Raw genomic sequence first — 23,835 nt, forward strand, 5'->3', positions numbered from 1 at the left:
AATACCTAGCTAATTGAAAGAATCGGTCTGATAAAATCCGGAACACCCGATCGACCAAACAGGAAGGCTGCACAGCATGGATTCGTCATCTGATAAAAAAGAAGAATTGCGTCAACAATTGCGCTTGGCCGCACTCGAATATCACGAGTGCCCGCGCCCCGGCAAAATCAGCGTGACGCCCACCAAACAACTGACCAACCAGCGCGACCTGGCGCTGGCCTACTCGCCAGGCGTGGCGGCACCGTGCGAAGAAATCGTCATCGATCCGGCGAATGCCTATAAATATACGGCGCGCGGCAACCTGGTGGCCGTCATCACCAACGGCACGGCCGTGCTGGGACTGGGCAATATCGGCCCGCTGGCAGCCAAGCCGGTGATGGAAGGCAAGGGCGTGCTGTTCAAGAAATTCGCCGGCATCGACGTCTTCGACATCGAAATCAACGAAATGGACCCGGACAAGCTGGTCGACATCATCGCTTCGCTGGAACCGACCTTCGGCGGCGTGAACCTGGAAGACATCAAGGCGCCCGAGTGTTTCTACATCGAGCGCCAGTTGCGCAGCCGCATGAAGATTCCCGTCTTCCATGACGACCAGCACGGCACCGCCATCATCGTCGGCGCGGCCATCCTGAACGGCCTGAAAGCCGTCGGCAAGAAAATCGAGGACTGCAAGCTGGTCGTGTCGGGCGCGGGCGCCGCGGCGCTGGCCTGCCTGGACCTGATCGTCGACCTGGGCTTCCCGCTCAAAAACATCTACGTCACCGACCTGGCCGGCGTGGTCTACAAGGGCCGCGCGGAACTGATGGACCCGGACAAGGAACGCTTCGCGCAAGACACGCCGCTGCGCACCCTGGCCGAGATCATCCCGGACGCCGACATCTTCCTCGGCGTGTCCGCCGGCGGCGTGCTGAAACAGGACATGGTGCGCAAGATGGCGCCGAACCCGCTGATCCTGGCGCTGGCCAATCCGAATCCGGAAATCCTGCCGGAAGAAGTCAAGGCCGTGCGCAGCGACGCCATCATCGCCACGGGCCGTTCGGACTATCCGAACCAGGTCAACAACGTGCTGTGCTTCCCGTACATCTTCCGCGGCGCCCTCGATTGCGGCGCGACGACGATCACGCGCGAAATGGAAATCGCCGTGGTGCACGCGATCGCCGACCTGGCGCATGCCGAGCAGTCGGACATCGTCGCCACCACCTACGGCATCAGCAACCTGTCGTTCGGTCCTGAATACCTGATCCCGATGCCGTTCGACCCGCGCTTGCTGATCAAGATCGCGCCAGCGGTGGCCAAGGCAGCCGAGGAATCGGGCGTCGCCACGCGTCCGATCAAGGATTTGCAGGCGTATGCGGACAGCCTGCAGCAATTCGTCTACCGCAGCGGCACTTTCATGAAGCCGCTGTTCCTGATGGCCAAGTCCACGCCGGCCGAACTCAAACGCATCGTCTACGCCGAAGGCGAAGAAGAGCGCGTGCTGCGCGCCGTGCAAGTGGTGGTCGATGAAAAACTGGCGCGCCCCATCCTGGTGGGCCGTCCGCCCGTGCTCGAAGCGCGCATCCAGAAGTTCGGCCTGCGCCTGAAGCAAGGCGTCGATTTCGACGTCATCAACCCGGACTTCGACGAGCGCTATCGCGATTACTGGAACACGTATTACGCGATGACCAGCCGCAAGGGCGTCACCGAGGAATACGCGAAGCTGGAAATGCGCCGCCGCCACACCCTGATCGGTTCGATGATGATCCACAAGGGCGACGCCGACGGCATGATCTGCGGCACCTTCGGCACCACCCAGCTGCACCTGAAATACATTGATCAGGTGCTGGGCAAGCGCGCCGGCAGCAATGTCTACGCGGCCATGAACGTCTTGATCATGCCGGAGCGCCAGCTGGTGATGGTCGACACGCACGTCAACGAAAACCCGGACGCCGGGCAATTGGCCGAGATCACCATCATGGCCGCCGAAGAGATGACCCGCTTCGGCCTGTCGCCGCGCGCGGCGCTGCTGTCGCATTCGAACTTCGGTTCCAGCGACAGCGCCTCGGCGCAAAAGATGCGCGCCGCGCTGGCCATCATCAAGGAACGCGCGCCGGACCTGGAAATCGACGGCGAAATGCACGGCGATACGGCCCTCGACAGCAAGCTGCGTCAAAAAATCATGCCGAATTCGGCACTGAAGCACGATGCCAACCTGCTGGTCATGCCGAACATCGAATCGGCCAACATCGCCTACAACCTGGTGAAAACGGCCGCCGGCAACGGCATCGCCGTGGGTCCGATCCTGCTCGGCTGCGCCAAGCCCGTGCACATTTTGACGCCATCGGCCACCGTGCGCCGCATCGTCAACATGACGGCCTTGTGCGTGGTTGATGCCGTAGCGCAACGCAAGGTCTAAGGCTGTCGCTGTCAATTGAAAGCCGCGCCATCCGCAAGGGTGGCGCGGCTTTTTTACGTCAGTGCGCCATCAGCACGGGTAATGTCATCTGGCGCAGCACGGTTTCCGTCACGCCTCCCAGCAAAATTTCGCGGAAGCGCGCGTGGCCGTAGCCGCCCATCACCAGCAGGTTCGCATGCACTTCGGCGGCCATGGCCAGCAGCGCCGCGCCGACGTCGCCTGTGGCGACGGCCGGGCGTACCTCGACGGGCACGCCATGGCGGCTCAGGTAGGCGGCGATGTCGGCGCCCGGATGGCGGGCCGGCTGCGCATGGCCGGCCGGCGGATGCAGCAGGGCCAGCACCACCAGGCGCGCCGCGCGCAAGAGCGGCAGGGCGTGGCCGATGGCGCGCGTCGCTTCCATGCTGCCATCCCAGGCCACCACCACGGTGTTGCTGACTTCCGCAAACTGGCCGCTGCGCGGCACGATCAGCACGGGACGCGCCGCGTTCAGCATCACGTAGGGCACCAGGTCGCTCATGGCGCCGGGCAGTGCTTCGCTGTCGTCGTGCTGGCTGAGCACTGTCAAGTCGTTGTAGCGGGCGCTGACGGCCATGCCGCCATCTTCATCGTCTTCGATCAGACGCCGTTCGAGCGAGACGGCGCCGGCCTGGCGCGCGAGCGTTTCAAACTGGTCCAGCGCCTGTTCCGCCTGCCCATGCAGGGCGTTGATCTGCGCCGCCACGGCGCCGCCGCGCATGCCGCGGTTGTTTTCCAGGGTAAAGCGCGACACGCCCGTCATCGCCGCGCCGATCAGGTGCGCCTGGTGCGCGTGCGCCAGCCGCGCCGCGATGGCGATGCGCTGCGGCGCATGGCGCGACAGGTCGGCGTGGACGAGGATGGATTTATAAGCCATGGTGTCATTCGCTAGTCAGGATGGCAACAAGGCTAGAACGACAACGTGGGCAAGTCCAGCATTGCCGTAGTGGCCAGGGATTTTCTTATGCTGTGCTTGACGTGGGTCAAGAAAACACGGGCCGTGGCCTTGCGCAAGGCGACGGCCAGGAAATTGCGAGCTGTTTGATGTGCATCAAAATGCCTGGCCCACTGCCGGCGATAATGGCATCGAACTCCTTGCCCTTCCAGTGGTCTGCATCGGCGCCGGCGCCATCTGTCCGGCACTGCTTTGTGTGACGCAACAACGCTGGCCGTGGCGGGAGTTCACTTAATTGTAGGGCTGCAAGTCCAGCCACACGGCATACGACAGGCGCTTGCCGTTCCACAGGCCGCCGCCACGGATGACGGCGTCGCACGAGGTCAGCTGGCCCACCAGGTCCATGCGGCCCAGGTTGCGGCGCAGGCGCAGGGCGTCGTTGTGCGACAGGTAACCGACCAGCTGGCCATCGATGAAGACGGCGATGGCCTTGTCCTGGAACGGATTGGCATCGTCGCAGACGAGCAGGGCCAGGCATTTTTCTTCCGCGTTGCCGGGACCGTGTTCGCCGGCCAGTTTGGCGATGGCGCTCTGGTACATCGCTTCGTTTTCCACTTCCGACGCAAAGCGCCCCTCGTCGTTCCAGTGGTGCGCCGGTGCGCCCGCGGGAATCGCCGGCACGTACTGGCGCACCGAGACGAGTGGCTTGTGCAGCGGTTTGACGGGCGTGCGGCCGCTGAAGACGTAGTACAGCAGGGCGATGACGATCACGATGGCAAGCAGGTAAAGCATGGTATCTCTCTGATTTCTAAGGGGGGAGCCGGGAACGCGGGCGCGCCGCGCGGCGTTGCCGCTACTATAGCAAGTTCGCCGCCTGCTTCCCGGTAAATCTGGCCATCAGATGGCGGCGCCGGCGCAGCGCGCGCGGGTCGTTCAGCACGATGGGCGCGGCGCCCGTCAGGCCCGAATAATACTGGCCGTGCCGACGCAGCACCGTGGCATAGTCGCGCCACGCGTGGCCATGCGCCAGCATGCGCGCGTCGCAATCGACTTCGATGGCAAAGCGCAGCCGGTGCAACTGCCACCACAGGGGCAGGTTCCACGGCATGAGCACGATCAAGGCGTACGCCAGGGCCAGCAGCAGCGGGTCGCGCGCGGCCAGCCGGCATTGTGCGTGAGCCAGCAGCAGCGCCTGTTGCTGGGACGGAATCAGTTGCAGCCAGACGGGCATCACGATACGCGGTCGCAGCAGCCCCGCCACGCAGGGGCCGATGCCGCCACTCAAGTACACGGGCGTGCCCAGCAAGGAGCTCTTTTGCCAGCGGCGCTGGTGCGACAGCAGCCAGATGCTGCGCAGCGCCAACATCAAGAGCATGCCGCTCGATAAGACAAACCAGCCCAGTTTCAGCTGTGCCTGCTCCGCCGGCATGGCTGCCAGCACGCCGGGCAGCCATGCCAGGGGCACGATGACGGACGCGGCGATGGCCGCCAGCCACAGCCAGCGCGTCGGGCGCCCGCACCGCTGCCGCGCGCGTTCGGCGCGCCAGGCGGCGGCGCTCAACAGCAGTGCCAGCGCCATGCTGCATAGCAGCCAGACAGGCATCGGGCGCCTAGCGCTTCAGCGCCATGCCGACCGAGGCGGGCGCCGTGTGCTGGAAGCCGAATTGCGCGTACAGGTCTTGCGCCTGGCCATCGGCGATCAGGCTGACATACGCGCTTTCCGGCACCGCCGTCTCGATGAATTGCATGATCTCGCGCATGATGCGCTTGCCCAGGCCCTTGCCTTGGTGCGCGGGCAGCACGGCGATATCGGTCACCTGGAAGAAGCAGCCGCCATCGCCAATGATGCGGCCCATGCCCACCACGGCGTCGCCATGCAGGATTTGCACGGCAAACAGGGAGTTCGGCAAGCCCTTGGCCGCCGCGTCCGTGCTTTTCGCGCTCATGCCGGCGGCCACGCGCAGCTGCTGGTAGGTGGCGATGGAGGGGATGGCCAGGCGGGTGGTGTAGGGCGATGCTGCGGTCAAGGCGCTCTCCTGTGGAAATAGTTTGGAGCAGCAATTATAGGCGGCGATGGGCTTGCGGGGCGGCACGCTTTATTCGCCCGTGCCTATGTCGTGCGCGCCGCTTTTGCGCTATGGTGGCGTCATCCCTCTATTTGTTGAAAGCACGCCATGTCCGCAGGATTTACCGCCACCGAGTTGTCTGTCATGAATGAAGACGACGCCCTGATTACCACCCTGGCCGCGCCGGCCGACAAAGGCGAGCCCGTCTACCTGATGTTGCAGCGCGCGGACGAGTATGACGAGCAGGACGTCGCCATGGGCATGGACGAACCGTATATTGAATACTGCGGCCAGGAATTTGCCTGGTATGGCCACATGCACGCCGTCATCCTGCATCCGAACCGCTTGTCCGTGCCGATGGATGCCGAGGCGGCCATGCAGATGGATGACGACGGCCAGATCGACGTGCGTTTCAATTTGACGCCGGAGCGCTACGCCCAGCTGCAGCAGGCGCTGCGCACCACGTTCGAGGGCTGCGACTACTATCGCGAGGAACGTTGATCTGCGCGGACGACGCCGGCCATGGCGTCGTCTATGCTCGGTAGCTGCTATTGACTGCGGGAGAAGACGATGACGGTGCTGATACTCGGTTTGCTGCTGTTCCTGGGCTTGCACTCGGTGCGCATCGTCGCCGATGGCTGGCGCAGCGCCCAACTGGCGCGTCTCGGCGAAAAGCGCTGGAAGGGGCTGTATTCGCTCGTGGCGTTTGCCGGGCTGGGCCTGATCATCTGGGGCTATGCCCTGGCGCGCCAGCACGCGCTGGTGCTGTGGACGCCGCCCATGGGCTTGCGCCACACCAGCGCCCTGCTGATGCTGTTCTCGCTGATTTTATTGGCGGCGGCCAATGTGCCGCGCAACCGCATCAAGACCTGGGTGCACCACCCCATGTTGCTGGGCACGCAACTCTGGGCCGTGGCGCATCTGCTGGCCAACGGCAGCGTGGCCGACGTGCTGCTGTTCGGCGGCTTCCTCGTCTGGTCGTCGGTGGATCTGTATGCCGCAGTGCGGCGCGACCGCGCGGCCGGCGTGGCGTACCCGGGCGGCACCATGCAAGGCACCCTGATCGCCATCGGCGCTGGGGTCGCGCTGTGGCTGCTGCTGGCGTTCTGGCTGCATGGCGTGCTGTTTGGCGTGCGGCCGTTTGGTTAAGTACTAGCCTTAGGCAGCAGCTTCCCTGCTGCTGTGCCCGCTCCCTTGTTCCCGGCCAATCACGGCAAGCAGATAGCCAAATGATCATCTTGCATGGTTTTCAACTGGGACATTTTGTCTCAATGTATGGAAATTGTTTTGAAGTAGTATGCTTCAACACGTGCGGCAGCATCCTTGCATGGCAGTCGCTGACGTTTTCTCCTCTCTCATCCGCATTCGGCCAATCACTGCGCCCGATGCCATTGTTATTTCATAGGTAGATATAATGAAAGAGTCAAACAGGATGTCTGGGGGGATGGTTTGCACAGAAGCTGCTGACGCAGCGTTTTGAGGCAGTGCTCCTCACGATAGATAGTGTCAAGTAATAGACTGGAAATACGCAAAATGATCGATTGGACCCCCATAGTCTTCGTGACATTCAAGGCTTTCGTGCTCTGCACGGGCATGTTCTTCGCCATCAAGTGGCATTACGATCAAGGGAAGAAGGATAAGGATAAGGCGAAGCAGAACCGCGCGGTGCTGCGCGCAAGCGGCAAGGTGGTCGCAGTCTTCATGCTGTTGCTCCTGGCCTTGGGGATCGTCACCTTCTTCGTTGTCAGGATGGCCGGTCTGGAAATGAGCTACTCATGATGGCAAGGAATCGTCGGCCGCTATCCAGTGACGCGGCGGCAATGCCCCGCTGCGGCTCATAGCTCGCCTCGCTGCAGCGCAGTAGCGCTTCCCGTTCGACCGCCCAAGCGGCGACTTCTTGGGCGTAATGTGCAGCTCTATCGGGAATAAACGCTGGTGTTCGGAATGAGCGGACAAGAAAAAAGCCACTAAATCCTTGATTTTATTGGATTTAATGGCTTTATCGGTACTTCTTCGATGTGTCTGGTGGTGCGGGAGCCGGAATCGAATTTCGCCATGAAACCCGCATAGGCGGCCGACTTTACGCCGTTGTGCCACTTAGATACCGTCAAAAGTACCGTCAAAAGGAAAAGTGTTCCCTATGTGGTGCTCCTGGGCGCCTGCTAGTTGACGTGAAAAGGCGTTGACAGGCTTTAACATTTTAACAGTCGGCAATTGATCTTTTTTAACCATTTCCCCTATGGCAGCGCTCTCAGCAGCATGTTAAACCGCTTTAACAAAATCCTCAAAAGGGAAATAAATTCTGCGCGTGGGAGAGGACGCGGTCTAGGTCGGGCGACCTTGCCAGACTTTTCCTCCCCCCCTCCCGGTTGATGTTGCTCCTATGCATCATTTCGGTTTGCCCCTCTGGTTCGGCCTCCTGCCTGCCCACGCGGCCAGTCCAGCGGCCTGGCAACCGTGCATTACGGCGCAGGACCAGGCCGCCACGCTGTCAAGCTGTACCAACTGGTGCCGTTGGGCCTATCGATGGCGATCGGCGTCTTGGCGGGCCTGTGGGCGCTGCCCGAGAACCCCGAAGCGGGGTGTTCGAGCGCGGCGCTGTGGCGTTCTGCCCTTACAAGCCCCTTCAATGCCCACAGGCTGCACACAGTAACGTTACTGTAACGCGCTGGATTTGCGGGCGCGCTGGCAGCGTCTAACCGATGACTCTCAATAATCATGACTATGAGGAAAAATGCGGCTCTGCGGGGTGGTGCTCGCCACTTTCTCGCCATCACTTCAATTCGTACACACGTAAAAAAGCCCAGCGCATGGGCTGGGCCTCGGTGTTGCCGGTACTGCTCAGTGCTTACGGATGCACATCGTTGACGACGACGAAGGCGGCGGGATGGGTGATAACGACATCAGCACGCACATGGCACAGGAAGCCAATCTCGCCGGTGGTGGCGAAGGCTTCGCGCAGCAGCTGGATGCTCAGGCTCTCGCGCATCAGGAAATACATTTTGGTGAAGTCGCCCAGGTAAATCTCGGTGTTGTTCTTGCGCGTGCCTACTACCAAGTTGGTCGGGATCTGCGGCGTTGCGATCATGGGCAGGGTGGCCAACAGCTCAGGCTTGCGCAATGGCTGGTTGGTGGTATCGGTCAGGCCGCTCAACTGGATGAGCGTGCGCGGTGCCATGATCGAGGCGGTAGGCATCGGGGCATTGGCATTGAGCATGGCCTCAATGCCATTCAGGAAGCAGCTGTAGTTCGGTGGCGTCTCACCGTTTGGCGTGTAGGTCAGCTGGGTGACGCCCTCAGTGTTGCGGATGCCGCGCGGCTCTGGTGCCGTGCCAGAGCCACGCAGGCCCGCATAGTCGAGAGCCTGGGCGAACGCCTGGCCGATGGCGATCTGCAGGGCTGCCTCGATACCCTGGCCATCTGCCAGCAGTTCGCGGCTGACCTTGAAATAGAAGGCCAGGCTTTGCGGTGCGGCCAGCACGCCACGGAAGACAGGATCGCTCTCGACCACGGCGCCACGCTCCAGGCGCCAGGATGCGGTAGGGACCTTATCCACTACGGCAGTGGTCACGCTCTTCGCGCCCTCGTCCATCGGCACGATACCGGCGCCGGCCAGCATCAGGCTCGATACCGAAGACAGCGCGCCCAGGATCAGCGGCATGGTCTTGGCCGGCACGCTATAGCCGCCGGCGTTGTTGGTGCCGACAGACAGAGCGGCATGCACTGCTGCGGTGGTTTGCATGCCGGCCACGCCACGCAGGAACTCGGTCACGCTCACTTGTTCGGTGCTGTCGTCCTTGGATGCGAAGTGGGCCTTGAACTCGCCGTAATTATGCATGGCCTTGGGGCCGATGACTGGCGCCGCCATTTCGCGCAGGGCGGCGGGGCTTGTGCCATTCATCTGCGCCGCTGTCGCGTTGGCTGTCAGGCCGTCGAGGGTCTGCTCGATGGCGGCCACACGGGTGTCCTGTTTGGTTTTGAATTCGCCGAAGGCAGCATTGACGCCCTCGACAAGCCCGGCGATATCGGAAGGGTCGGCTTCCGCCTGTACGGACACGATGCCGCGCGGGACCGGGCCGCCGTTTTTCAATGCGGGTGCGGTAGGTTTGTCGGCGTTGGTCAGGCTGGCGATTTCGCTGTCAATTTGCGTCATGCGGTGCATGTTGGCATTCCATTCTGCCTGGTGCGTCGTGCCCCAGCTGCTGCCGGGGTATTCGGCCAGCATGACCTTGGCGCGTGCCAGGATTGCTGTGTTTTCCGCTTGAAGTTCTGCGAGGCGATCCATGTGTTTCCTTTCAATGAGTGAGGCCACAAGGATCGTTCAGCGGCACCACGCGCCGCAATTGTGCAAACGGTGGCAACGTGGTGCGCTTGGTATCAGCGTGTCGCTGTGAGGCTGGCAAGGCGTTTTGCGCGCAGCCAGTGATCGAAGTCGGCGCGCGCGATAACCGTGATACCTGGCGTGATTTCAAAGAAGCGCGGAAAGGTGGCGTCGCGCTCGATCATCCTGGCCAGCGTGTGCCGGCTGATGCCCAGTTCGTGCGCCACCAGCTTGCGCCGCATGTATTGGCTGATTGCGGTGGTTGTCATGGTGCTCCTTCGTTGTCTTGGTTCGGGTGCGCCTTGAAGCCACGGCAGCGCTGCAATATGTCCACCAGGTCGGCCGGCATGGGTGAGCCACTCTTTCCGATCTTGCGCCACTCACCGCAGCGCCTGGCGTGGACCGTGCCGGCCATGTGTACGCATTCCAGACATACCCGCCGCTCGTCGTGCTGCTGGTCGCGCACCGTCAGCCGATCCGCCAGTGCGATTGCGGCCGCCCGATTCAAGCCTCGATCATGGAACAGTGCCAGCCGGATACCGATGACATTGTCGACGGCCGCCGCTGTGCGCGATACTTGACGAAATTCCCCCGTGTTGAGGAACTGTTCGGCGGCCAGTCGATCAAGGTATCGCACCAGGTCGCCTTTGAACGGGCGCAGCTTATCGGCGGCGATCTGCACCGCGTCGGGCTGGCCTTTCAGTTTGAGCACGCCGGCTGCCAGCTCGACCAATACGCCGGATTTTTGACACTCGGCCAGCAGATATGCGGGCGTCATAATGTCACCTCGATTGTCGTGCTATCGATTGAATTTCCCGAAGGGAGCGAAGGGAGCACTGTTTTTTCTGCGCTCCCTTCGCTCCCTTCGCGCTCCCTTCGGTCTTCGATGTTGTCAATGTGGCCTTGAGCCGACGCTCGAAGGTGCTCACTTTTTCCGAAGGTGCTCATAGAATTTGTGTGAGCATCTTCGGCATTATTGAGCGCCTTCGGCCTGCCGTTATCACCCAAAGTAGGACAAGAATCTGGACAAGAAACACAAGAAACACACTCAATTTCTGCGGATTGTTGTGTTTCTTGTGGATTGTTGTCGGTCGCCTCGCGGTACCCTTCACCCCGAAGACCGTCACGAAGACCGCCACTTTTTCCGAAGACCGCCACTGAATTTGTGTGGCGGTCTTCGCTATTTTTGGCGGTCTTCGGCAAAATCCACTGCCAGCCGTCCTTCATTCCTGCTTTCGATGCTTCGATGCCAAGGTCGCGTTTTGCCCGCTCGATTGTGCGCCATGAATACCCGGCGCCGGCCGCGTCAGCTTTCACTTGCTTCGTCGATACAGGCCCGTCCGCCAATAGGTCTTTAAGGAATTGCTCGGCATCTGACTTTTCCCCGCCGTCACTATCCTCGTCATGCTCGACTTCGCCCAAGATTTCCCGAGCAGTCCCTTCAATGACGCCTTCCCACACCGCATGGGTGGCCTCGATGCCGCCGCCGATCGTTCTCATGCCCAGGCTGTATGACACTCCACCGTCATCCGGCGCGATGTTCGACTTGGCGCGCGCCAGCACGCGGCGCGCTCCGTCTTCTTCCTTCGCCGTCACCAGCACCATGCGGGCCAGCGCGCCGAATGCCTGGGAGCCGATCACCCGGTCCTGGGGGGCCTTGCCGGCGCCGCCCTTGGCGAAGTGGGTGATGCCGATCACGGCGCACTGGTGGGCCTCGGCGAAGTCCACCACGGCTTGCAAGCTGCGGCGCACATCATTGGCCCGGTGCATGTCGCCGGCCACGGCGGACACGATAGGGTCGATCAGCAGCAGGCTCACGCCTCCGATGGCGGCCACCGCGCGGTGCAGATCGGGAATATCCTGGGCCGGGTCGAAAGGCACGCTCTCGCCGTTTTCCGTGATGCCCTCGATGAAGTGGCAGCGGCTCAGGTCGGCGCCGGATGCAATGAGGCGCGGAACAAGCGTATCGTCGGCCACGTCCTCGGACGACCAGATAAGCACGTTGCCTTTGCGCTTGCACGCGCTACCGTCCGGCCAGGTGCCGCCCGCTGTCAGCACGGCGGCCAGGCCCAGCGCCAAGGTGGTCTTGCCTGTGCCTGCCGCGCCCGCCAGGATGGTCAGCTTGCCGGCCGGTACCCAGCCAGGCCACAGCCAGGTAATCGGCTGCGGCTTGATATCGGAGGCACAGCGGATTTTCACGGTGCGCGTGTCGGCCGCTGGGATCATCGACCGATCTGTGGTGAGGCTTACAGCGGGTACGGACGGCGCAGCCAGCAGCACGGGCGCAGTATCGGCACCGTCCATTGGCGCGGCCGCGCTGATTACCGCCGTCACGACCTGGTCCCCCTCGCGGGTGTGCAGGTCGTTGAAGTCGGTGGGCTGGCCCTCGTCGGACTGGAACACAGGTACCGCCAGCCAGCCGCCCACGGCAGTGGCCGCCGCAGTCGCGCAGATCAAACCCGTATTGCCGGTATCCTTGAATCGGTCATCATCGGCGCACACGATAATCCGGATGCCTGGCAGCTTGCCGCGCAGTACCCTGGCCACCGGCTCCAGGTTGCCGGCGTTGAAGGCCACGGCCACCGGGTAGCCCGTCACGGCGTACAAGCTGGCGCCAGTAGCGAAGCCTTCGCAGACCAGCAGCGTGTCGACGGGCTTGCCACCGAAGCTGTAATAGCAGCCCTTGACCTTGCCGTGCGACTTGAGGCGCTTGCTGCCATCCTCATAGATGAATTGTGCGCTGGTGACGGTGCCGGCGGCATCGCGTATCGGCACGATCAAGGTGCGTTTGTCCTTGAACTCTTTCAGTCCATACGGCTTGATGCCCTTGCGGACGCAATACGGATTGTCGTCGGTGGCGTCGCGCGCGCCGGCCAGCATGCGGGCGCATACGGCGGCCGCCTCGCCTTCCATCTGCAGGCGCGTGAACTCGGCATCCTGCTTGGCCTTGTCGATGCGCGCGCGATATTCGGCGCGCTCGGCTTGCGTCAGCACCTGGTCCGACTTGCCGCACCACTTTTCCGACAGGTCTGTTTTCCAGTTGCCGAAGGCGCCGGCCGGCACGCCGTCGCTGTGCAGGATGTACCAGGCCGATTTCTTGCCCTTCTTGTCATCTGGCGCATCGAAGCGGTGGCGCTGACCATCGGCGATGATATCGGGCGGCGCCAGGTCGTAGGCGGCCATGGCGATGGCAAATTGTGCCTCGATGTTTGAAAGCGGCGCGTTCAATGGGTAGCCTCCTTCGGTGCCGGGATGCGGACGATGACAGCCTTGAAGGTGCCGCCGCGGCGATCTGCCACGTCTTTGTTACTGTCGCGGATGAAGCGCTTGGCCTCCGATTTGGTAGCGAACGGGATCACCGTGCCGGCGAACGACACGCCCCAACCTGGGGTTGTCGTTGTGCGGCTCATGTCCGTCATATCGAAATGGTACGGCAGGGACTTCAAAATGCGTTGCTGCCCACCGTCAGTAAAACGGTCGATGTTAAACAGCGCTTCTTCGAGGCAAATGTCGCCACGCCAATCGCCGCATTCGACCGTAATAAAAAGGCATTCAGAAGCTAAGCCAAGATTATCGCCAAGCCAGTAAATCGTCGGCAGATTCGCATCGGAAGCGGGGTTCGGCATAACGTCTGGCCAAGCATGACGGCGCAATGCGACGCGATAGCTAGATTCCTCGGCTGCAGGCATTACCCGCTTCACAATCAGTGTGCACTGCCACTTTGGGTATTGCTCAGGCATGGACTGGCGCTCGTCGATGACGCGATTTACATCGCCGCGTGTAAGCATGCAATGCAAGAGTTCATATTGCTCAGTGAGAATGTTGTAGCGCGGTTCGCTGACAGCACAGCTCGGACTGAGATCGAGTGCGCTGTTCATGCCACACCGCCGATCTTGGCCATAGCAGTGCGCCACAGAGCATGTCCCTCGGCGAGGCCTGCAAAGTATGCGTCAGCGGCGGCTGTGCCGGCCTGGTATGGCGGATCGATATCCTTGCGCTCAATGCGGAAGGCGAGGGCTGCTCGGGTGCCGGTCTGGTATTCCGTGCTACGCGGTGTGCGGCCGTTGTAAAAAGCGGTTTGGAAAAGCTGATCGACGGACAGGGCGCCGGCTTTGAATGTTGTGGGGATTGGTGCGGACGTGCGGGCAGAATTAGCCATGCTGTGCTCCTTGTGATTGATCTGAAAATCAACCATCCCGACGCCAATCGGGGTGGAAGACCGTGTAAGGTTGGCGTGCTGGCCACAAGTAACCAGTGGGCATTGCTGCCCCCTCACACGGCCCTCCATAGGAGAAAAGCCAATGCGTTGCGCGAAAAAAAAGCCATCAATGTTTGAAGGCTTCGCGCCTTGTAGTTGCAGGACGCCAATCCCGGTTCCCTCTTTTTCGGGAACGTAGTCAGGATAGGCGGGCATCAGCGATGCGTCAACTGGTTTTTTATGGAGGTTATGGCTTAGCATCATGCTGCACCGCCGGCGCGCTGCGCGATGAAGGCTTCCACCTGGTCGAGATCCCAGACGGTGACGCGGGCGCTGAGCTTGAACGGAGCGGGAAATTTCCCGCCGCGCACCCAGCGCCAGATGGTGTCAGGAGAGACAGGCAATTTGCCTGGTTTGCCCTTTGTGCTCGCCAGTTCAGCGAGCCGGATAATTCTTTGCGCCATGATACACCCCTTGTAAATACGCCGTAAGGCAATGGGGTGTACTTTGCAATTTTTACTTATTTCAGTGAAGACCTTATCCCGGAGGAGTGTATTGCATCCAGGCAGGAATTACGCTGTGCCGGCACGCTGCTTTTTATTGTGGTCGCCAATCCATTTTCGAGCCGTTCTAAAAGCAACTGGCGCTATTTTTCCAGCAGCTTGTTCTGCCGCCGCATCCATACTTTTATAATTATTTCTATTTTCCGACCACCATTTAATTATTTCAGCCTTCATTTGATGGTTTTCAGCATGTCTCGCAGCGGCGCCAGCTTTTGCAAATTTTGATGAGTCATCAGGTGCTTGTGCGTAGCCTGTCATCGTTCCCTTTAACAGCCCAAGCCATAAGTTTGCCTCGCAGGCATAAGACCATGCTAACTTGCTGTTCTTTTTGGTTTTTAATGACTGAATTGCAAATGCGCAAGCGACCTCAATAATGGCTATTTGTATAAGGGCAGACTTAACTTTTGATGTGATTGGCTTTCCGTCCCACTCGGTCAAGTTTTCCGTTTCTTTTAAAACTTTATACTTTCCATCTCCACTTGTGCTTTCGCAGTCCCACATTTCTTTAAAAATAAAATCGAAAAAAGCATAATGGGATTCGAGGCCGAACAATTCCCATGCGCTTGCCAAACCGTCAGATACGTAACAGGCCTCTGTAAATGATGTGCGTTCTTCTCTTGCTGGTCTGTCGTTCATTGCATTCCCTTAATGCCCCTGAAATAAGGTGCCGGCCCAGCTCGCCAGGGAGCGAGTTTTTGGGGATCGGCCTATGGCCGGCATGGATCGTCAATTCTTTGCGTGCAGAGGTATCACATCGGCCCCGATGCGCAGCTTGTCCAGGTAATCCGCCCAGCGCTGCATCATTTCCCGCCTGGCCGGCAGGTGACTGGTTCGGTTGTAGGCCCGGCCGTTCACGTCCTTGACGGCATGCGCCAGCTGGTGCTCGATCAGGTCGACACGCTCGCCCAGCACCTCATCCATGATCGTTCTGGCCATGGCGCGGAAACCATGCCCGGTCATTGCCTCCTTCGGGTAGCCCATGGCACGCAGCGCCGCGTTGACGGTGTTTTCGCTCATGCAGCGATCCGCCGTGCGAATGCTCGGGAAAACGTACCGGCCGGTACCGCTCATTGCATGCACGCCGCGCAGCAGGACAACCGCCTGGGCCGACAGCGGCACCAGGTGATCAAAGTTCATCTTCATCTTGCTGGCCGGGATGCGCCACAGTGCGTCGTCCATATCGATTTCCGCCCATTCGGCCGCGCGCAGCTCGCCAGGGCGCACAAATAGCAGCGGCGCCAGCTTGAGCGCCGCCACGGCGTAAGGATGGCCGCTGTAGTCGAAGATTGAGCGCAGCAGGCCGCCTGCCTGCTTGGGTTCGGTGATAGCGGCATAGTGCGTGCCTGGCACGGCCGCCAGTGCATCGCGTAGATCGGCGGTGACATCGCGCTCGGCCAGGCCAGAGGCGACAGCAAACCGGAACACCTGGCCGCATAGCTGCTTGATCTTGTGGGCGGATTCGATGGCGCCGCGCGCCTCGATCTTGCGCAGGGCGGCCAGCACGTCGCGGGGCTTGATGGCCGCGATCTGCATCGCCCCGATCTCTGGGAAGATATTTTTTTCCAGCCAGGACGTGTTCTTGTGTTGGGTACTCTCGGCGCGCTCGGCTTGCGTGTTGCGCAGCCACTGCCGCGCCATGGCCTCGAAGGTGTGGCCAGCAGCTGCCGTCTTGGCGTGGTGGTCGTCGCGCTTGGCCTGGCTGGGGTCGATGCCCTCGGCCAGCAGCTTGCGCGCCTCGTCGCGCCGCTTGCGGGCGCCTGCGAGTGATATCGCCGGATACACGCCCAGGGCCAGCGTCTTGCGCTTGTCCAGGTAGCGGTAATCCATGCGCCAGTATTTGCCAGCTGGCTTTACCAGCAAATACAGGCCGCCGCCGTCTGCATGCTTGTCGCCGGCCGGCTTGCTTGCCTTCACCTGTTTTATGAATGTGTCTGTCAGCGCCATGTCTTCTCCCGTGACGGTACTTTTTTTGACGGTATCTAAAAGTACCGTCAGAAGTACCGTCAAATCTTTACGCTTTCATGCTACGTTGTAAGACGACACAAGACAACAAAAAACCCGCGCCTCCTATGAGAAGGGCGGGTTCCAATACTACTTAATACGGTATAACATGATCTTTTGGTGCCGGGAGCCGGAATCGAACCGGCACGCTGTTTCCAGCGCGGGATTTTGAGTCCCGTGCGTCTACCTATTCCGCCATCCCGGCAACGCGAGACGCATTATCACTGATTTGTCACAATCTGGCAAGTTTTATGCTTGGCGTGTGTTTTACACCAGCATTGAGCATCCTTGAATGCGCCGATTCCAGCGCAAGAAACGGAGTGCCGCGCCTGGCCAGCCGTCCTAGCGGTGCGCGGGCATCGATACCAATCTCCCCAGTGCCTTCCTGGTGGCCAAGTAGCAACTGCCTGCGATGGCGGCGTATCCATCGTGTGGACATCAACGCTGTGCCGGAAACGCCGACGGCCCGGGATGAGCCGGGCCGTCGGTGTGGTGCAGCTTACCTTGCGCTACATCAAGCTCAGTTGTGAACCGAGTTCAGCTGGCGCGCGATGATGTCGTGGTTGAGCCAGATGACGGGCGCTGGCGGTTCCGACATGGTGTGGAACATCAGCGGGCCCGTGCCTTCCAGCACCAGCGAGCTCAGGTGGTCGGTGATCAGTTCCTTGCGCTCCTTGTGCAGCTTGGTGATGTCGTCCGAGGTACCGATCATGACGTCGGCCAGTTCTGGCGTGTTGTCCATCGGCCAGGCGGCGAAGTTGCGGAACTGCACGCTGGTGGCGTCGCCGTTGTAGGTGGCGATACGGTCGAGCAAGTCTTGCAGCGAGACGCCGTCTTCCAGCAAGCCCTGGCAGATTTTCCATTGCTCTTCGGCCCAGGCGCCGCCGCCTTCTTTTTTCAGCGCGTCGAGCAGGGGGAACAAGGACAGTTCCACGCCGACGAAAATGTCGGACGAATTCGTGCGGATTTCCGGGCAGTTGAAGACGGTCGCCTTGATGCCTTTTTCCCACGCGGCCTTGGCCACGTTTTCCAGGCGCATCTTGGCCAGGCCCTGCGTGTAGTTGCTGTAGGTTTGCCACTGGTACTTGCCGTCGATCAAGATCTCGGTGCCGTGGTAGCCGTAGGCGCTATAGCGCACCTGGCCGCCTGTTTGCTCGATGCGCGCGCGGATGGCGGCGCTGCCGTCGATCAGGTGTTGCAGGGTGTTGGCCGTGACTTCGTCGAAGTTCATCAGGATCAATTTACCCAGGTCGCTGTCGAGCAGGGCGCGCGAGGACATGAAGCGCTCGCCGCGGCCTTTGTAGATGCGGTTGGCGATGGCCAGGAAGACTTTGACCTTCGGAATGCCGCCCGCCATGGTGTGGGCGAAATACACATTGCTGGCGTCAGGAATCAGGCTGTCCAGTTCGGCCATGGCTTTCGCCACGGAAGCGCTGAAGCGGGCGATGCCGGCTTCGCGGCAGCGTTCGATCTGCGCCCAGTCCAGCTTGTCTTCTTGCCAGCTTTTCAGGGTCATGTCGGCCAGCAGGGCCGTCGGCGTCGGTTCGCCGGCTGGCGCGTCGAGGTCGAAACCGGCCATCAGCGGCACATTGATGATGCGGCCGCCCAGGTTGGCTTCGGCTTCGGCCAGCTCTTCCGCGTTCAATGGGCGCAGCGCCATGTTTTCATCGCGGCGGCCCACCGTCATGCCGACGATATTCATGCCCGCCTTGCGCGCTTCGTCCAGCAAGCCATTCACATAGCCGCGGCCGAACAGCTCGCCGAACAGCACAAAGGTGTCGCCCTTGCGGAAGATATTTTTTTGCGGGATGTCTCTTAAGGACGTAATCTCGGTCATGGTGTCAATTCATTCAAAAATTAGCAAGGCAGATGGCTGGTGCGACTGCCCGCTGGTTCAACATAGTGTTAAATGATGCGCCATTTCAGCCGGGGAAATCATGTTGCGAACGATTCTCGTCTGGAATGGCATCTTCTTCATGCAGCTCTTATTCTTTCGCCATGGCGTATTTTACGCTGCCCCGGCGCACAGCGCCCGCGGACTGGCCTGGCAGGCGCCGATATTACCTCAGCTTGGCCATGCCGGTCAGTAAAATTGACCTAAAACAAATCCTGCTGCCCGGACACAAGGCGCGAAAAGTCGTCGCCCAGGAAGGGGAGTATGGCGTCGGCCACCGGCTGCAGCTGGCGCGTCAGGTAGTGATGGTAGTCGATGGGCGAGCGCTGCGTTTCCAGCGGTTCCGGCCCCGCCACCGTGATGACATAACTGATCCAGCCGCCGTTCTGGTATTGCAGCGGCCGGCCCTGCGCCAGGTTGTAGGCGTCGGCCGTGCGCGCCGCGCGCACATGGGGCGGCACGTTGCGCTGGTAATCGCCGAGCGGGCGGCGCAAGCGCTTGCGGTAGACCAATAAAGCGTCGCATTCGCCGCGCACGGTGCGCGCCACGTAGTCGCGCACATAATCCTGGTAGGCGGCGCGCTGGAAAATGCGCCGGTATAGCTCTTGCTGGAATTGCTGCGCCAGCGGCGTCCAGTCGCTGCGCACCGTTTCCAGGCCCTTGTAGACCATCTGTTCGCTGCCGTCCGGCTTGCCCACCAGGCCAGCATAGCGCTTCTTGCTGCCTTCTTCCGAGCCGCGGATGGTGGGCATCAGGAAGCGCCGGTAATGCGTCTCGAATTCCAGCTCCAGCGCATTCTCCAGGCCGAATTCCTCGCGCAGATGTGCTTCCCACCAGGCGTTGACGTGCGTCACCAGCGCGCGGCCGATCTTGCCCGCCTCTTCATCCGTATGCGCCGTTTTCAGCCACACAAACGTGGAATCCGTGTCGCCATAGATCACCTGATACCCCTGTTCGGTGATCAGTTCGCGCGTGCGGTGCATGATGTCGTGGCCACGCAGGGTGATCGACGAGGCCAGGCGCGGGTCGAAGAAGCGGCAGCCATTTGACCCCAATACGCCGTAGAACGCATTCATGATGATTTTTAACGCTTGCGACAGCGGCGCATTGCGCTCGCGCTTGGCCATCTCGCGCCCTTGCCACACCTGTTGCACGATGGCGGGCAGGCAGTGTTTGACGCGCGAAAACTGCGCGCCCCGGTAGCCGGGAACGGTATCGGCCTCATCGCCGCTGGTGCCCACCACCAGCCCCACGGGATCGATGAGGAAAGTGCGGATGATGGACGGGTACAGGCTTTTGTAGTCGAGAACCAGCACGGAATCGTACAGGCCCGACTGGGAATCCATGACGAAGCCGCCCGGGCTGTTTTCGCCGGAGATATCGCCCAGGTTGGGCGCCACATAACCCTGCCGGTGCATCAGCGGCAAGTACAAATGTTCGAAGGCGGCCACGGAGCCGCCGCTGCGGTCGGCCGCCAGGCCCGTCACGCTGGCGCGTTCCAGCAAAAACGTCAGCAATTCGGTCTTGGCGAAGATGCGCGTGACCAGTTCGCAGTCCTTGAGGTTGTAGCGCGCCAGTGCGGGTTTATCCTCACGGAAACGCCGGTCGATCTCGGCCATGCGCTGGTAGGGATTGTCGATGGACTTGCCTTCGCCCAACAGCGTTTGCGCCACGTTTTCCAGGCTGAAAGAGGAAAAATTCCACGTCGCCGATTTTAATGCTTCGATGCCGTCGATGATCAGGCGTCCCGCCGCGGCGGCAAAATAGTGTTCCTGCTTGCCGCCATGCTCGCGCCATTCCATCACGGCGCCGCCGCGTCCCAGCCGCAAGGGAATTTGATAGCGCTCGGCATGTTCCTTGAGCACGCGCAAGTCGAACTGCACCAGGTTCCAGCCGATGATGGCGTCGGGGTCGTGGCGTTCCATCCACGTGTTCAGGCGTTCGAGGATGTGTGCGCGCGTGTCGCAGTATTCGAGGTCGAAGTCGAGTGTCTCGTCGCCGCCGTTTTGCGGCCCCAGCATGTAGACCTGGCGCTGGCCGCAGCCTTCCAGGGCCAGCGAATACAGCTCGCCGTGCGCCGTCGTCTCGATATCGAGCGATGCCAGTTTTAATGTGGGGCGGTAGCCGGGCGACGGCCTCAGCTGCACTTCCTGCCCGGTTTCTCCGCTGAACGTTACTGGCGCTGTAATGAAACGCTCCATCAGATAGCGCTCGGGCGGGCGGATGTCGGCTTCGTACACATCGATGCCGTGCGCGCGCAGCTGCTTTTCCAGCTTCAGCAAATGCCGGTATTGCTTGCAGTACAGCCCCAGCACGGGGCGCTGGTGAAAATCGCACAGCGACAGGGGCCGCAACTCGGCGCGGCGCTCGCCGCGCAGCAACAGCTCCGCCTGCTCGCGCTGCTCCATGGGAAGGAAGGCGACGGCCGTCTGCACGGGCAGGCGCACGTGGCGTGGCCCGGCGTCTGTTGCCAGCCAGAAATCGACCTCCGTGCCGTCGCGCGTGTCGCGCCAGTGGCGGGTCAAAATAAAGCCCTGTTCGGGCGGATGCTGCGCGTTGCCTGTCATGGTGCCGTGAGTGTCTGGTGTGCTGGCCTGCACATTACAGCAAGCCGATGCAGGGCGGGGGCGCTTGCGGCTATAATTTTCTGCATCGAAGACGATAACAAGAGCGCGTCGCGCCACACACCCTGGAGATAGCATGCAAGCAATGAGTTATGTACATGGCGCCCACGAGACGCCGTTGATCGGCGAAACGATAGGCGCTTACCTGGACGGCGTCGCCGCCCGCTACGGCCAGCACGATGCCCTGATCGTGGCGCACCAGAACGTGCGCTGGACGTATCTGGAATTCCAGCGGCGCGTGCACCGGCTGGCCGCAGGCTTGCTGAAGCTGGGCTTGCAGCCGGGCGACCGGATCGGCATCTGGTCGCAAAATTGCGCGGAATGGGTGCTGACCCAGTTTGCCACGGCGAAAGCCGGTTTGATCATGGTCAACATCAACCCCGCTTACCGGCGTTCGGAACTCGAATACGTGCTCGACAAGGTGCAATGCAGCGCGCTGATCCTGTCGCCCAGCTTCAAGTCCAGCGATTACCTGGCCATCGTGCAGGACGTGGTGCCGGAAATCGCCCGTTCGCGCGCGGGCGCCCTGCAATCGCCACGCCTGCCGCAATTGCGCCACGTCATCCGCCTGGGCGCGGCCGCCACGCCAGGCATGCATAACTTCGACGCGGTGATGGAGGGCATCACGGACGCCGACCTGGCGCACCTGGCAGACGTCAGCGCCACCTTGCAGTTTGACGACGCCGTCAACATTCAGTTCACTTCCGGCACCACGGGCGCGCCGAAGGGCGCCACCTTGACGCACCACAATATCCTGAACAACGGCTTTTTCATCGGCGAGGCCATGCGCCTGACGCAACAGGACCGCTTGTGCATTCCCGTGCCCCTGTACCACTGTTTCGGCATGGTGCTGGGCAACCTGGCGTGCGTCACGCATGGTGCAGCCATGGTGTTCCCGGGCGAAGGTTTCGATTCGAAGGCCGTGCTGGAAACCGTGCAGGCCGAGCGCTGCACGGCGCTGCATGGCGTGCCCACCATGTTCATCGCCATCCTCGACCATCCTGATTTCAAACAATACGATTTGTCGAACTTGCGCACCGGCATCATGGCCGGCTCACCCTGCCCGATGGAAGTCATGACGAGGGTCATCGAATTGATGCACATGGCGGAAATCACGATTGCGTATGGCATGACGGAAACATCGCCCGTCAGCTTCCAGACGTCGATCGAAGACCCGCGCGAGATGCGCGTCTCGTCCATCGGCCGCGTCCATCCGCACCTGGAAGTGAAAATCGTCGATGCGGAAGGGCGGATCGTGGCGCGCGGCGAGAAGGGCGAATTGCTTACGCGCGGTTATTCGGTGATGCAGGGCTACTGGGGCGACCCGGAAAAAACAAATGAGGCCATCGACACGGCGCGCTGGATGCACACGGGCGACCTGGCCGTCATCGACGAGAACGGCTTTTGCAGCATCGTCGGCCGCTCAAAGGACATGGTGATACGCGGTGGCGAAAACATCTATCCGCGCGAAGTCGAGGAATTCCTGTACCGCCACCCGAGCGTGCTCGATGTGCAATGCGTGGGCGTGCCCGATGCCAAGTATGGCGAGGAGTTGTGCGCCTGCATCATCCTGCGGCCGGGCACGCAGGCCACCAGCGAGGATATCCGCGCCTTTTGCGACGGGCAGATCGCCTATTACAAGATTCCCCGCTATGTGCGCTTCGTCGAGGAATTCCCCATGACGGTGACGGGCAAGATCCAGAAATATTTGTTGCGCCAGCAAGTCGCGACGGATCTGGGGCTGAGCGCGGACTAAGCTTTTCGCCAGCACATAAAAAAACACCGGGACGCTGGCGCGGCCCGGTGTTTTCTTATTGATTCAGCGTAAAGCTCAGGCCAGTTGCGCTTGCGGCGCGCGCGCTGGCGTGCGGCGGCGTACGAAGGCGAGCAAGCCCAGGCCGGCCAGCAGCATGGCCCAGGTGCCTGGTTCCGGTACGGCCGACACGTTGACCGTGTTGAAGCCGGAGCCGTTCATCGAGACGTGGCCATAATTGATCGAGCTGACCGAATTGGCGATCAGGGTGCCGTTCATATTGCCCGAACCCGAGAAAGCGCTGTTCGGCGCCAGGATGCTGCCGTTGATGCCGACGTTCTGCAGGCTGGTGGTGGTGGCGTTGGCGAAGTTGAACAGCGTGCGATCGGCGAAACTGGCGAAATTGTCGAAGCCGCCGCTCATGGTGATTTTGGTGGCCGTGCCGTTGATGATGATGCTTGCCGTGCTTTTCAGCGACGATACGTCCAGGATCAGGTTATGCAGGTTGTCCGCATCGATCGTGAAGACATTCACGTCGGCGTTGACGTCGCCCACCAGCTTGAAGCCGCCGTATTGGGAGATCACGGTGCCGTTCGATTGCAGCTTGGCCACATCGCCCGACAGGGTCGTCAGTTGCTGCTGGGCAGCTGTAAAGTCCAGGGTGGAGGCATTGCCCTTGCTGAAGGTGCCCGTCGGGTACCACGATGGCGCTGTCACGCTGCCGTTGGCATTGCTCACGCCGTAGACGCCCGTGCCGTTGATGCTGCCGCCGCCGATGTTCAGGTTGCTACCGGCAACCAGCGTGTTGGCGGCGCTGCCCGGCTTCTTGTTCGTGCCGACGCTGTAGCCGTCCAGGTAGATACTGCCGCCAGCGGCCAGGCTGCCGCTGACGCTGGTGAAGCCGCTGGCGTTGCTGCTGCCGATGTTGCCGAAGATGAAGGCCGAGTAGCCGTTGGCGACGCCGAGGTCAATCACGGTCGCCTGGGCCGAGGCGCTGAAGGAAAAAGCGAACAGGGCGGCGCTGATGAGCGGCAAGGTGCGTGAGGCAAAAAATGTCATAAATATTCTCTAGTAATAGGGACGGAAGGGCGGGAAAGCAAGTACACC

The 23,835-nt window shown here is 61.2% G+C and carries 21 protein-coding genes and 1 tRNA gene; 5 read left to right on the forward strand and 17 right to left on the reverse strand.

What is annotated here, in order from left to right; all coding sequences use genetic code 11:
* Nucleotides 1-76: 76 nt before the first annotated feature.
* Nucleotides 77-2,395, forward strand: a complete 2,319-nt coding sequence (locus KY494_RS20950; protein ID WP_219132609.1) for an NADP-dependent malic enzyme — start codon at nucleotides 77-79, stop codon at nucleotides 2,393-2,395.
* Nucleotides 2,396-2,453: 58 nt separating this feature from the next.
* Here the strand turns inward: KY494_RS20950 and KY494_RS20955 are convergent, their stop codons facing one another.
* The 4 genes from KY494_RS20955 to KY494_RS20970 form a co-directional block, all read right to left on the reverse strand.
* Nucleotides 2,454-3,290, reverse strand: coding sequence for a universal stress protein (locus tag KY494_RS20955; RefSeq protein ID WP_219888102.1), 837 nt, complete (start codon nucleotides 3,288-3,290; stop codon nucleotides 2,454-2,456).
* Nucleotides 3,291-3,599: 309 nt separating this feature from the next.
* Nucleotides 3,600-4,100, reverse strand: coding sequence for a hypothetical protein (locus KY494_RS20960; RefSeq protein ID WP_141170825.1), 501 nt, complete (start codon nucleotides 4,098-4,100; stop codon nucleotides 3,600-3,602).
* Between the two features lie 64 nt (nucleotides 4,101-4,164).
* Nucleotides 4,165-4,911: a M56 family metallopeptidase gene (locus KY494_RS20965; RefSeq protein ID WP_219888103.1), complete on the reverse strand. Its 747-nt coding sequence runs from the start codon at nucleotides 4,909-4,911 to the stop codon at nucleotides 4,165-4,167.
* Nucleotides 4,912-4,918: 7 nt separating this feature from the next.
* Nucleotides 4,919-5,335, reverse strand: coding sequence for a GNAT family N-acetyltransferase (locus KY494_RS20970; protein ID WP_258194356.1), 417 nt, complete (start codon nucleotides 5,333-5,335; stop codon nucleotides 4,919-4,921).
* A gap of 147 nt (nucleotides 5,336-5,482) precedes the next feature.
* Here KY494_RS20970 and KY494_RS20975 point away from each other — a divergent pair, with 147 nt between their 5' ends.
* From KY494_RS20975 to KY494_RS20985, 3 genes are all read left to right on the forward strand, one after another.
* Entirely contained in the window at nucleotides 5,483-5,875 is a 393-nt protein-coding gene (locus KY494_RS20975; RefSeq protein ID WP_219888104.1) for an Imm10 family immunity protein, read from the forward strand.
* Nucleotides 5,876-5,944: 69 nt separating this feature from the next.
* Nucleotides 5,945-6,523 carry an NnrU family protein gene (locus KY494_RS20980; RefSeq protein ID WP_219888105.1) on the forward strand — a complete coding sequence of 193 codons (579 nt, stop codon included), beginning with the start codon at nucleotides 5,945-5,947 and terminating at the stop codon, nucleotides 6,521-6,523.
* Between the two features lie 384 nt (nucleotides 6,524-6,907).
* On the forward strand, nucleotides 6,908-7,153 hold the full coding sequence (locus tag KY494_RS20985; protein WP_219888106.1) for a hypothetical protein: 246 nt from the start codon (nucleotides 6,908-6,910) through the stop codon (nucleotides 7,151-7,153).
* Between the two features lie 1,069 nt (nucleotides 7,154-8,222).
* Here the strand turns inward: KY494_RS20985 and KY494_RS20990 are convergent.
* From KY494_RS20990 to KY494_RS21045, 12 genes are all read right to left on the reverse strand, one after another.
* Nucleotides 8,223-9,659, reverse strand: coding sequence for a phage major capsid protein (locus KY494_RS20990; RefSeq protein ID WP_219888107.1), 1,437 nt, complete (start codon nucleotides 9,657-9,659; stop codon nucleotides 8,223-8,225).
* Between the two features lie 92 nt (nucleotides 9,660-9,751).
* Complete coding sequence (locus KY494_RS20995; protein WP_219888108.1) at nucleotides 9,752-9,964, reverse strand: AlpA family transcriptional regulator; 213 nt, start codon at nucleotides 9,962-9,964, stop codon at nucleotides 9,752-9,754.
* A complete protein-coding gene (locus KY494_RS21000; RefSeq protein ID WP_219888109.1) occupies nucleotides 9,961-10,473 on the reverse strand; it encodes a hypothetical protein in 513 nt (170 codons plus the stop codon). The genes KY494_RS20995 and KY494_RS21000 overlap by 4 nt, the downstream gene beginning before the upstream one ends.
* Nucleotides 10,470-12,923, reverse strand: coding sequence for an AAA family ATPase (locus KY494_RS21005; protein ID WP_219888110.1), 2,454 nt, complete (start codon nucleotides 12,921-12,923; stop codon nucleotides 10,470-10,472). Before KY494_RS21005 ends, KY494_RS21000 begins: the two co-directional genes overlap by 4 nt.
* Nucleotides 12,920-13,573 (reverse strand): hypothetical protein, encoded by a 654-nt coding sequence (locus KY494_RS21010; protein ID WP_219888111.1) that lies wholly within the window; start codon nucleotides 13,571-13,573, stop codon nucleotides 12,920-12,922. Before KY494_RS21010 ends, KY494_RS21005 begins: the two co-directional genes overlap by 4 nt.
* Nucleotides 13,570-14,157: a hypothetical protein gene (locus tag KY494_RS21015; protein WP_219888112.1), complete on the reverse strand. Its 588-nt coding sequence runs from the start codon at nucleotides 14,155-14,157 to the stop codon at nucleotides 13,570-13,572. The genes KY494_RS21010 and KY494_RS21015 overlap by 4 nt, the downstream gene beginning before the upstream one ends.
* Entirely contained in the window at nucleotides 14,154-14,357 is a 204-nt protein-coding gene (locus KY494_RS21020; RefSeq protein ID WP_219888113.1) for an AlpA family transcriptional regulator, read from the reverse strand. The genes KY494_RS21015 and KY494_RS21020 overlap by 4 nt, the downstream gene beginning before the upstream one ends.
* Before the next feature lie 108 nt (nucleotides 14,358-14,465).
* Nucleotides 14,466-15,092, reverse strand: a complete 627-nt coding sequence (locus KY494_RS21025; RefSeq protein WP_219888114.1) for a hypothetical protein — start codon at nucleotides 15,090-15,092, stop codon at nucleotides 14,466-14,468.
* 90 nt (nucleotides 15,093-15,182) lie between these two features.
* Entirely contained in the window at nucleotides 15,183-16,400 is a 1,218-nt protein-coding gene (locus tag KY494_RS21030) for an integrase arm-type DNA-binding domain-containing protein (RefSeq protein WP_219888115.1), read from the reverse strand.
* A gap of 175 nt (nucleotides 16,401-16,575) precedes the next feature.
* Nucleotides 16,576-16,662 (reverse strand) — tRNA-Leu (locus KY494_RS21035).
* A gap of 315 nt (nucleotides 16,663-16,977) precedes the next feature.
* On the reverse strand, nucleotides 16,978-18,294 hold the full coding sequence (locus KY494_RS21040) for an enoyl-acyl carrier protein reductase FabMG (protein ID WP_219132623.1): 1,317 nt from the start codon (nucleotides 18,292-18,294) through the stop codon (nucleotides 16,978-16,980).
* Between the two features lie 260 nt (nucleotides 18,295-18,554).
* Nucleotides 18,555-20,918 carry a DNA polymerase II gene (locus tag KY494_RS21045; RefSeq protein ID WP_219888116.1) on the reverse strand — a complete coding sequence of 788 codons (2,364 nt, stop codon included), beginning with the start codon at nucleotides 20,916-20,918 and terminating at the stop codon, nucleotides 18,555-18,557.
* Nucleotides 20,919-21,051: 133 nt separating this feature from the next.
* Here KY494_RS21045 and KY494_RS21050 point away from each other — a divergent pair, with 133 nt between their 5' ends.
* Entirely contained in the window at nucleotides 21,052-22,731 is a 1,680-nt protein-coding gene (locus KY494_RS21050) for an AMP-binding protein (RefSeq protein WP_219888117.1), read from the forward strand.
* Between the two features lie 75 nt (nucleotides 22,732-22,806).
* On the opposite strand, the gene KY494_RS21055 is transcribed toward KY494_RS21050, so the two are convergent.
* Nucleotides 22,807-23,787, reverse strand: coding sequence for a choice-of-anchor A family protein (locus tag KY494_RS21055; RefSeq protein WP_219888118.1), 981 nt, complete (start codon nucleotides 23,785-23,787; stop codon nucleotides 22,807-22,809).
* Between the last annotated feature and the right edge of the window lie 48 nt (nucleotides 23,788-23,835).

The sequence above is a fragment of the Janthinobacterium sp. PAMC25594 genome (assembly GCF_019443505.1).
Lineage (GTDB): Bacteria > Pseudomonadota > Gammaproteobacteria > Burkholderiales > Burkholderiaceae_D > Janthinobacterium.

What these genes read in the sequence shown, in the direction of transcription:
- KY494_RS21040 (WP_219132623.1), bottom strand. Translation starts at nt 18,294, where the DNA reads ATGACCGAGATTACGTCCTTAAGAGACATCCCGCAAAAAAATATCTTC.
- KY494_RS21000 (WP_219888109.1), bottom strand. Translation starts at nt 10,473, where the DNA reads ATGACGCCCGCATATCTGCTGGCCGAGTGTCAAAAATCCGGCGTATTG.
- KY494_RS21020 (WP_219888113.1), bottom strand. Translation starts at nt 14,357, where the DNA reads ATGGCGCAAAGAATTATCCGGCTCGCTGAACTGGCGAGCACAAAGGGC.
- KY494_RS20950 (WP_219132609.1), top strand. Translation starts at nt 77, where the DNA reads ATGGATTCGTCATCTGATAAAAAAGAAGAATTGCGTCAACAATTGCGC.
- KY494_RS20955 (WP_219888102.1), bottom strand. Translation starts at nt 3,290, where the DNA reads ATGGCTTATAAATCCATCCTCGTCCACGCCGACCTGTCGCGCCATGCG.
- KY494_RS21050 (WP_219888117.1), top strand. Translation starts at nt 21,052, where the DNA reads ATGCAAGCAATGAGTTATGTACATGGCGCCCACGAGACGCCGTTGATC.
- KY494_RS20965 (WP_219888103.1), bottom strand. Translation starts at nt 4,911, where the DNA reads ATGCCTGTCTGGCTGCTATGCAGCATGGCGCTGGCACTGCTGTTGAGC.
- KY494_RS21045 (WP_219888116.1), bottom strand. Translation starts at nt 20,918, where the DNA reads ATGACAGGCAACGCGCAGCATCCGCCCGAACAGGGCTTTATTTTGACC.
- KY494_RS21030 (WP_219888115.1), bottom strand. Translation starts at nt 16,400, where the DNA reads ATGGCGCTGACAGACACATTCATAAAACAGGTGAAGGCAAGCAAGCCG.
- KY494_RS21055 (WP_219888118.1), bottom strand. Translation starts at nt 23,787, where the DNA reads ATGACATTTTTTGCCTCACGCACCTTGCCGCTCATCAGCGCCGCCCTG.
- KY494_RS21015 (WP_219888112.1), bottom strand. Translation starts at nt 14,157, where the DNA reads ATGATGCTAAGCCATAACCTCCATAAAAAACCAGTTGACGCATCGCTG.
- KY494_RS20960 (WP_141170825.1), bottom strand. Translation starts at nt 4,100, where the DNA reads ATGCTTTACCTGCTTGCCATCGTGATCGTCATCGCCCTGCTGTACTAC.
- KY494_RS20975 (WP_219888104.1), top strand. Translation starts at nt 5,483, where the DNA reads ATGTCCGCAGGATTTACCGCCACCGAGTTGTCTGTCATGAATGAAGAC.
- KY494_RS20985 (WP_219888106.1), top strand. Translation starts at nt 6,908, where the DNA reads ATGATCGATTGGACCCCCATAGTCTTCGTGACATTCAAGGCTTTCGTG.
- KY494_RS21025 (WP_219888114.1), bottom strand. Translation starts at nt 15,092, where the DNA reads ATGAACGACAGACCAGCAAGAGAAGAACGCACATCATTTACAGAGGCC.
- KY494_RS20990 (WP_219888107.1), bottom strand. Translation starts at nt 9,659, where the DNA reads ATGGATCGCCTCGCAGAACTTCAAGCGGAAAACACAGCAATCCTGGCA.
- KY494_RS20980 (WP_219888105.1), top strand. Translation starts at nt 5,945, where the DNA reads ATGACGGTGCTGATACTCGGTTTGCTGCTGTTCCTGGGCTTGCACTCG.
- KY494_RS21010 (WP_219888111.1), bottom strand. Translation starts at nt 13,573, where the DNA reads ATGAACAGCGCACTCGATCTCAGTCCGAGCTGTGCTGTCAGCGAACCG.
- KY494_RS20995 (WP_219888108.1), bottom strand. Translation starts at nt 9,964, where the DNA reads ATGACAACCACCGCAATCAGCCAATACATGCGGCGCAAGCTGGTGGCG.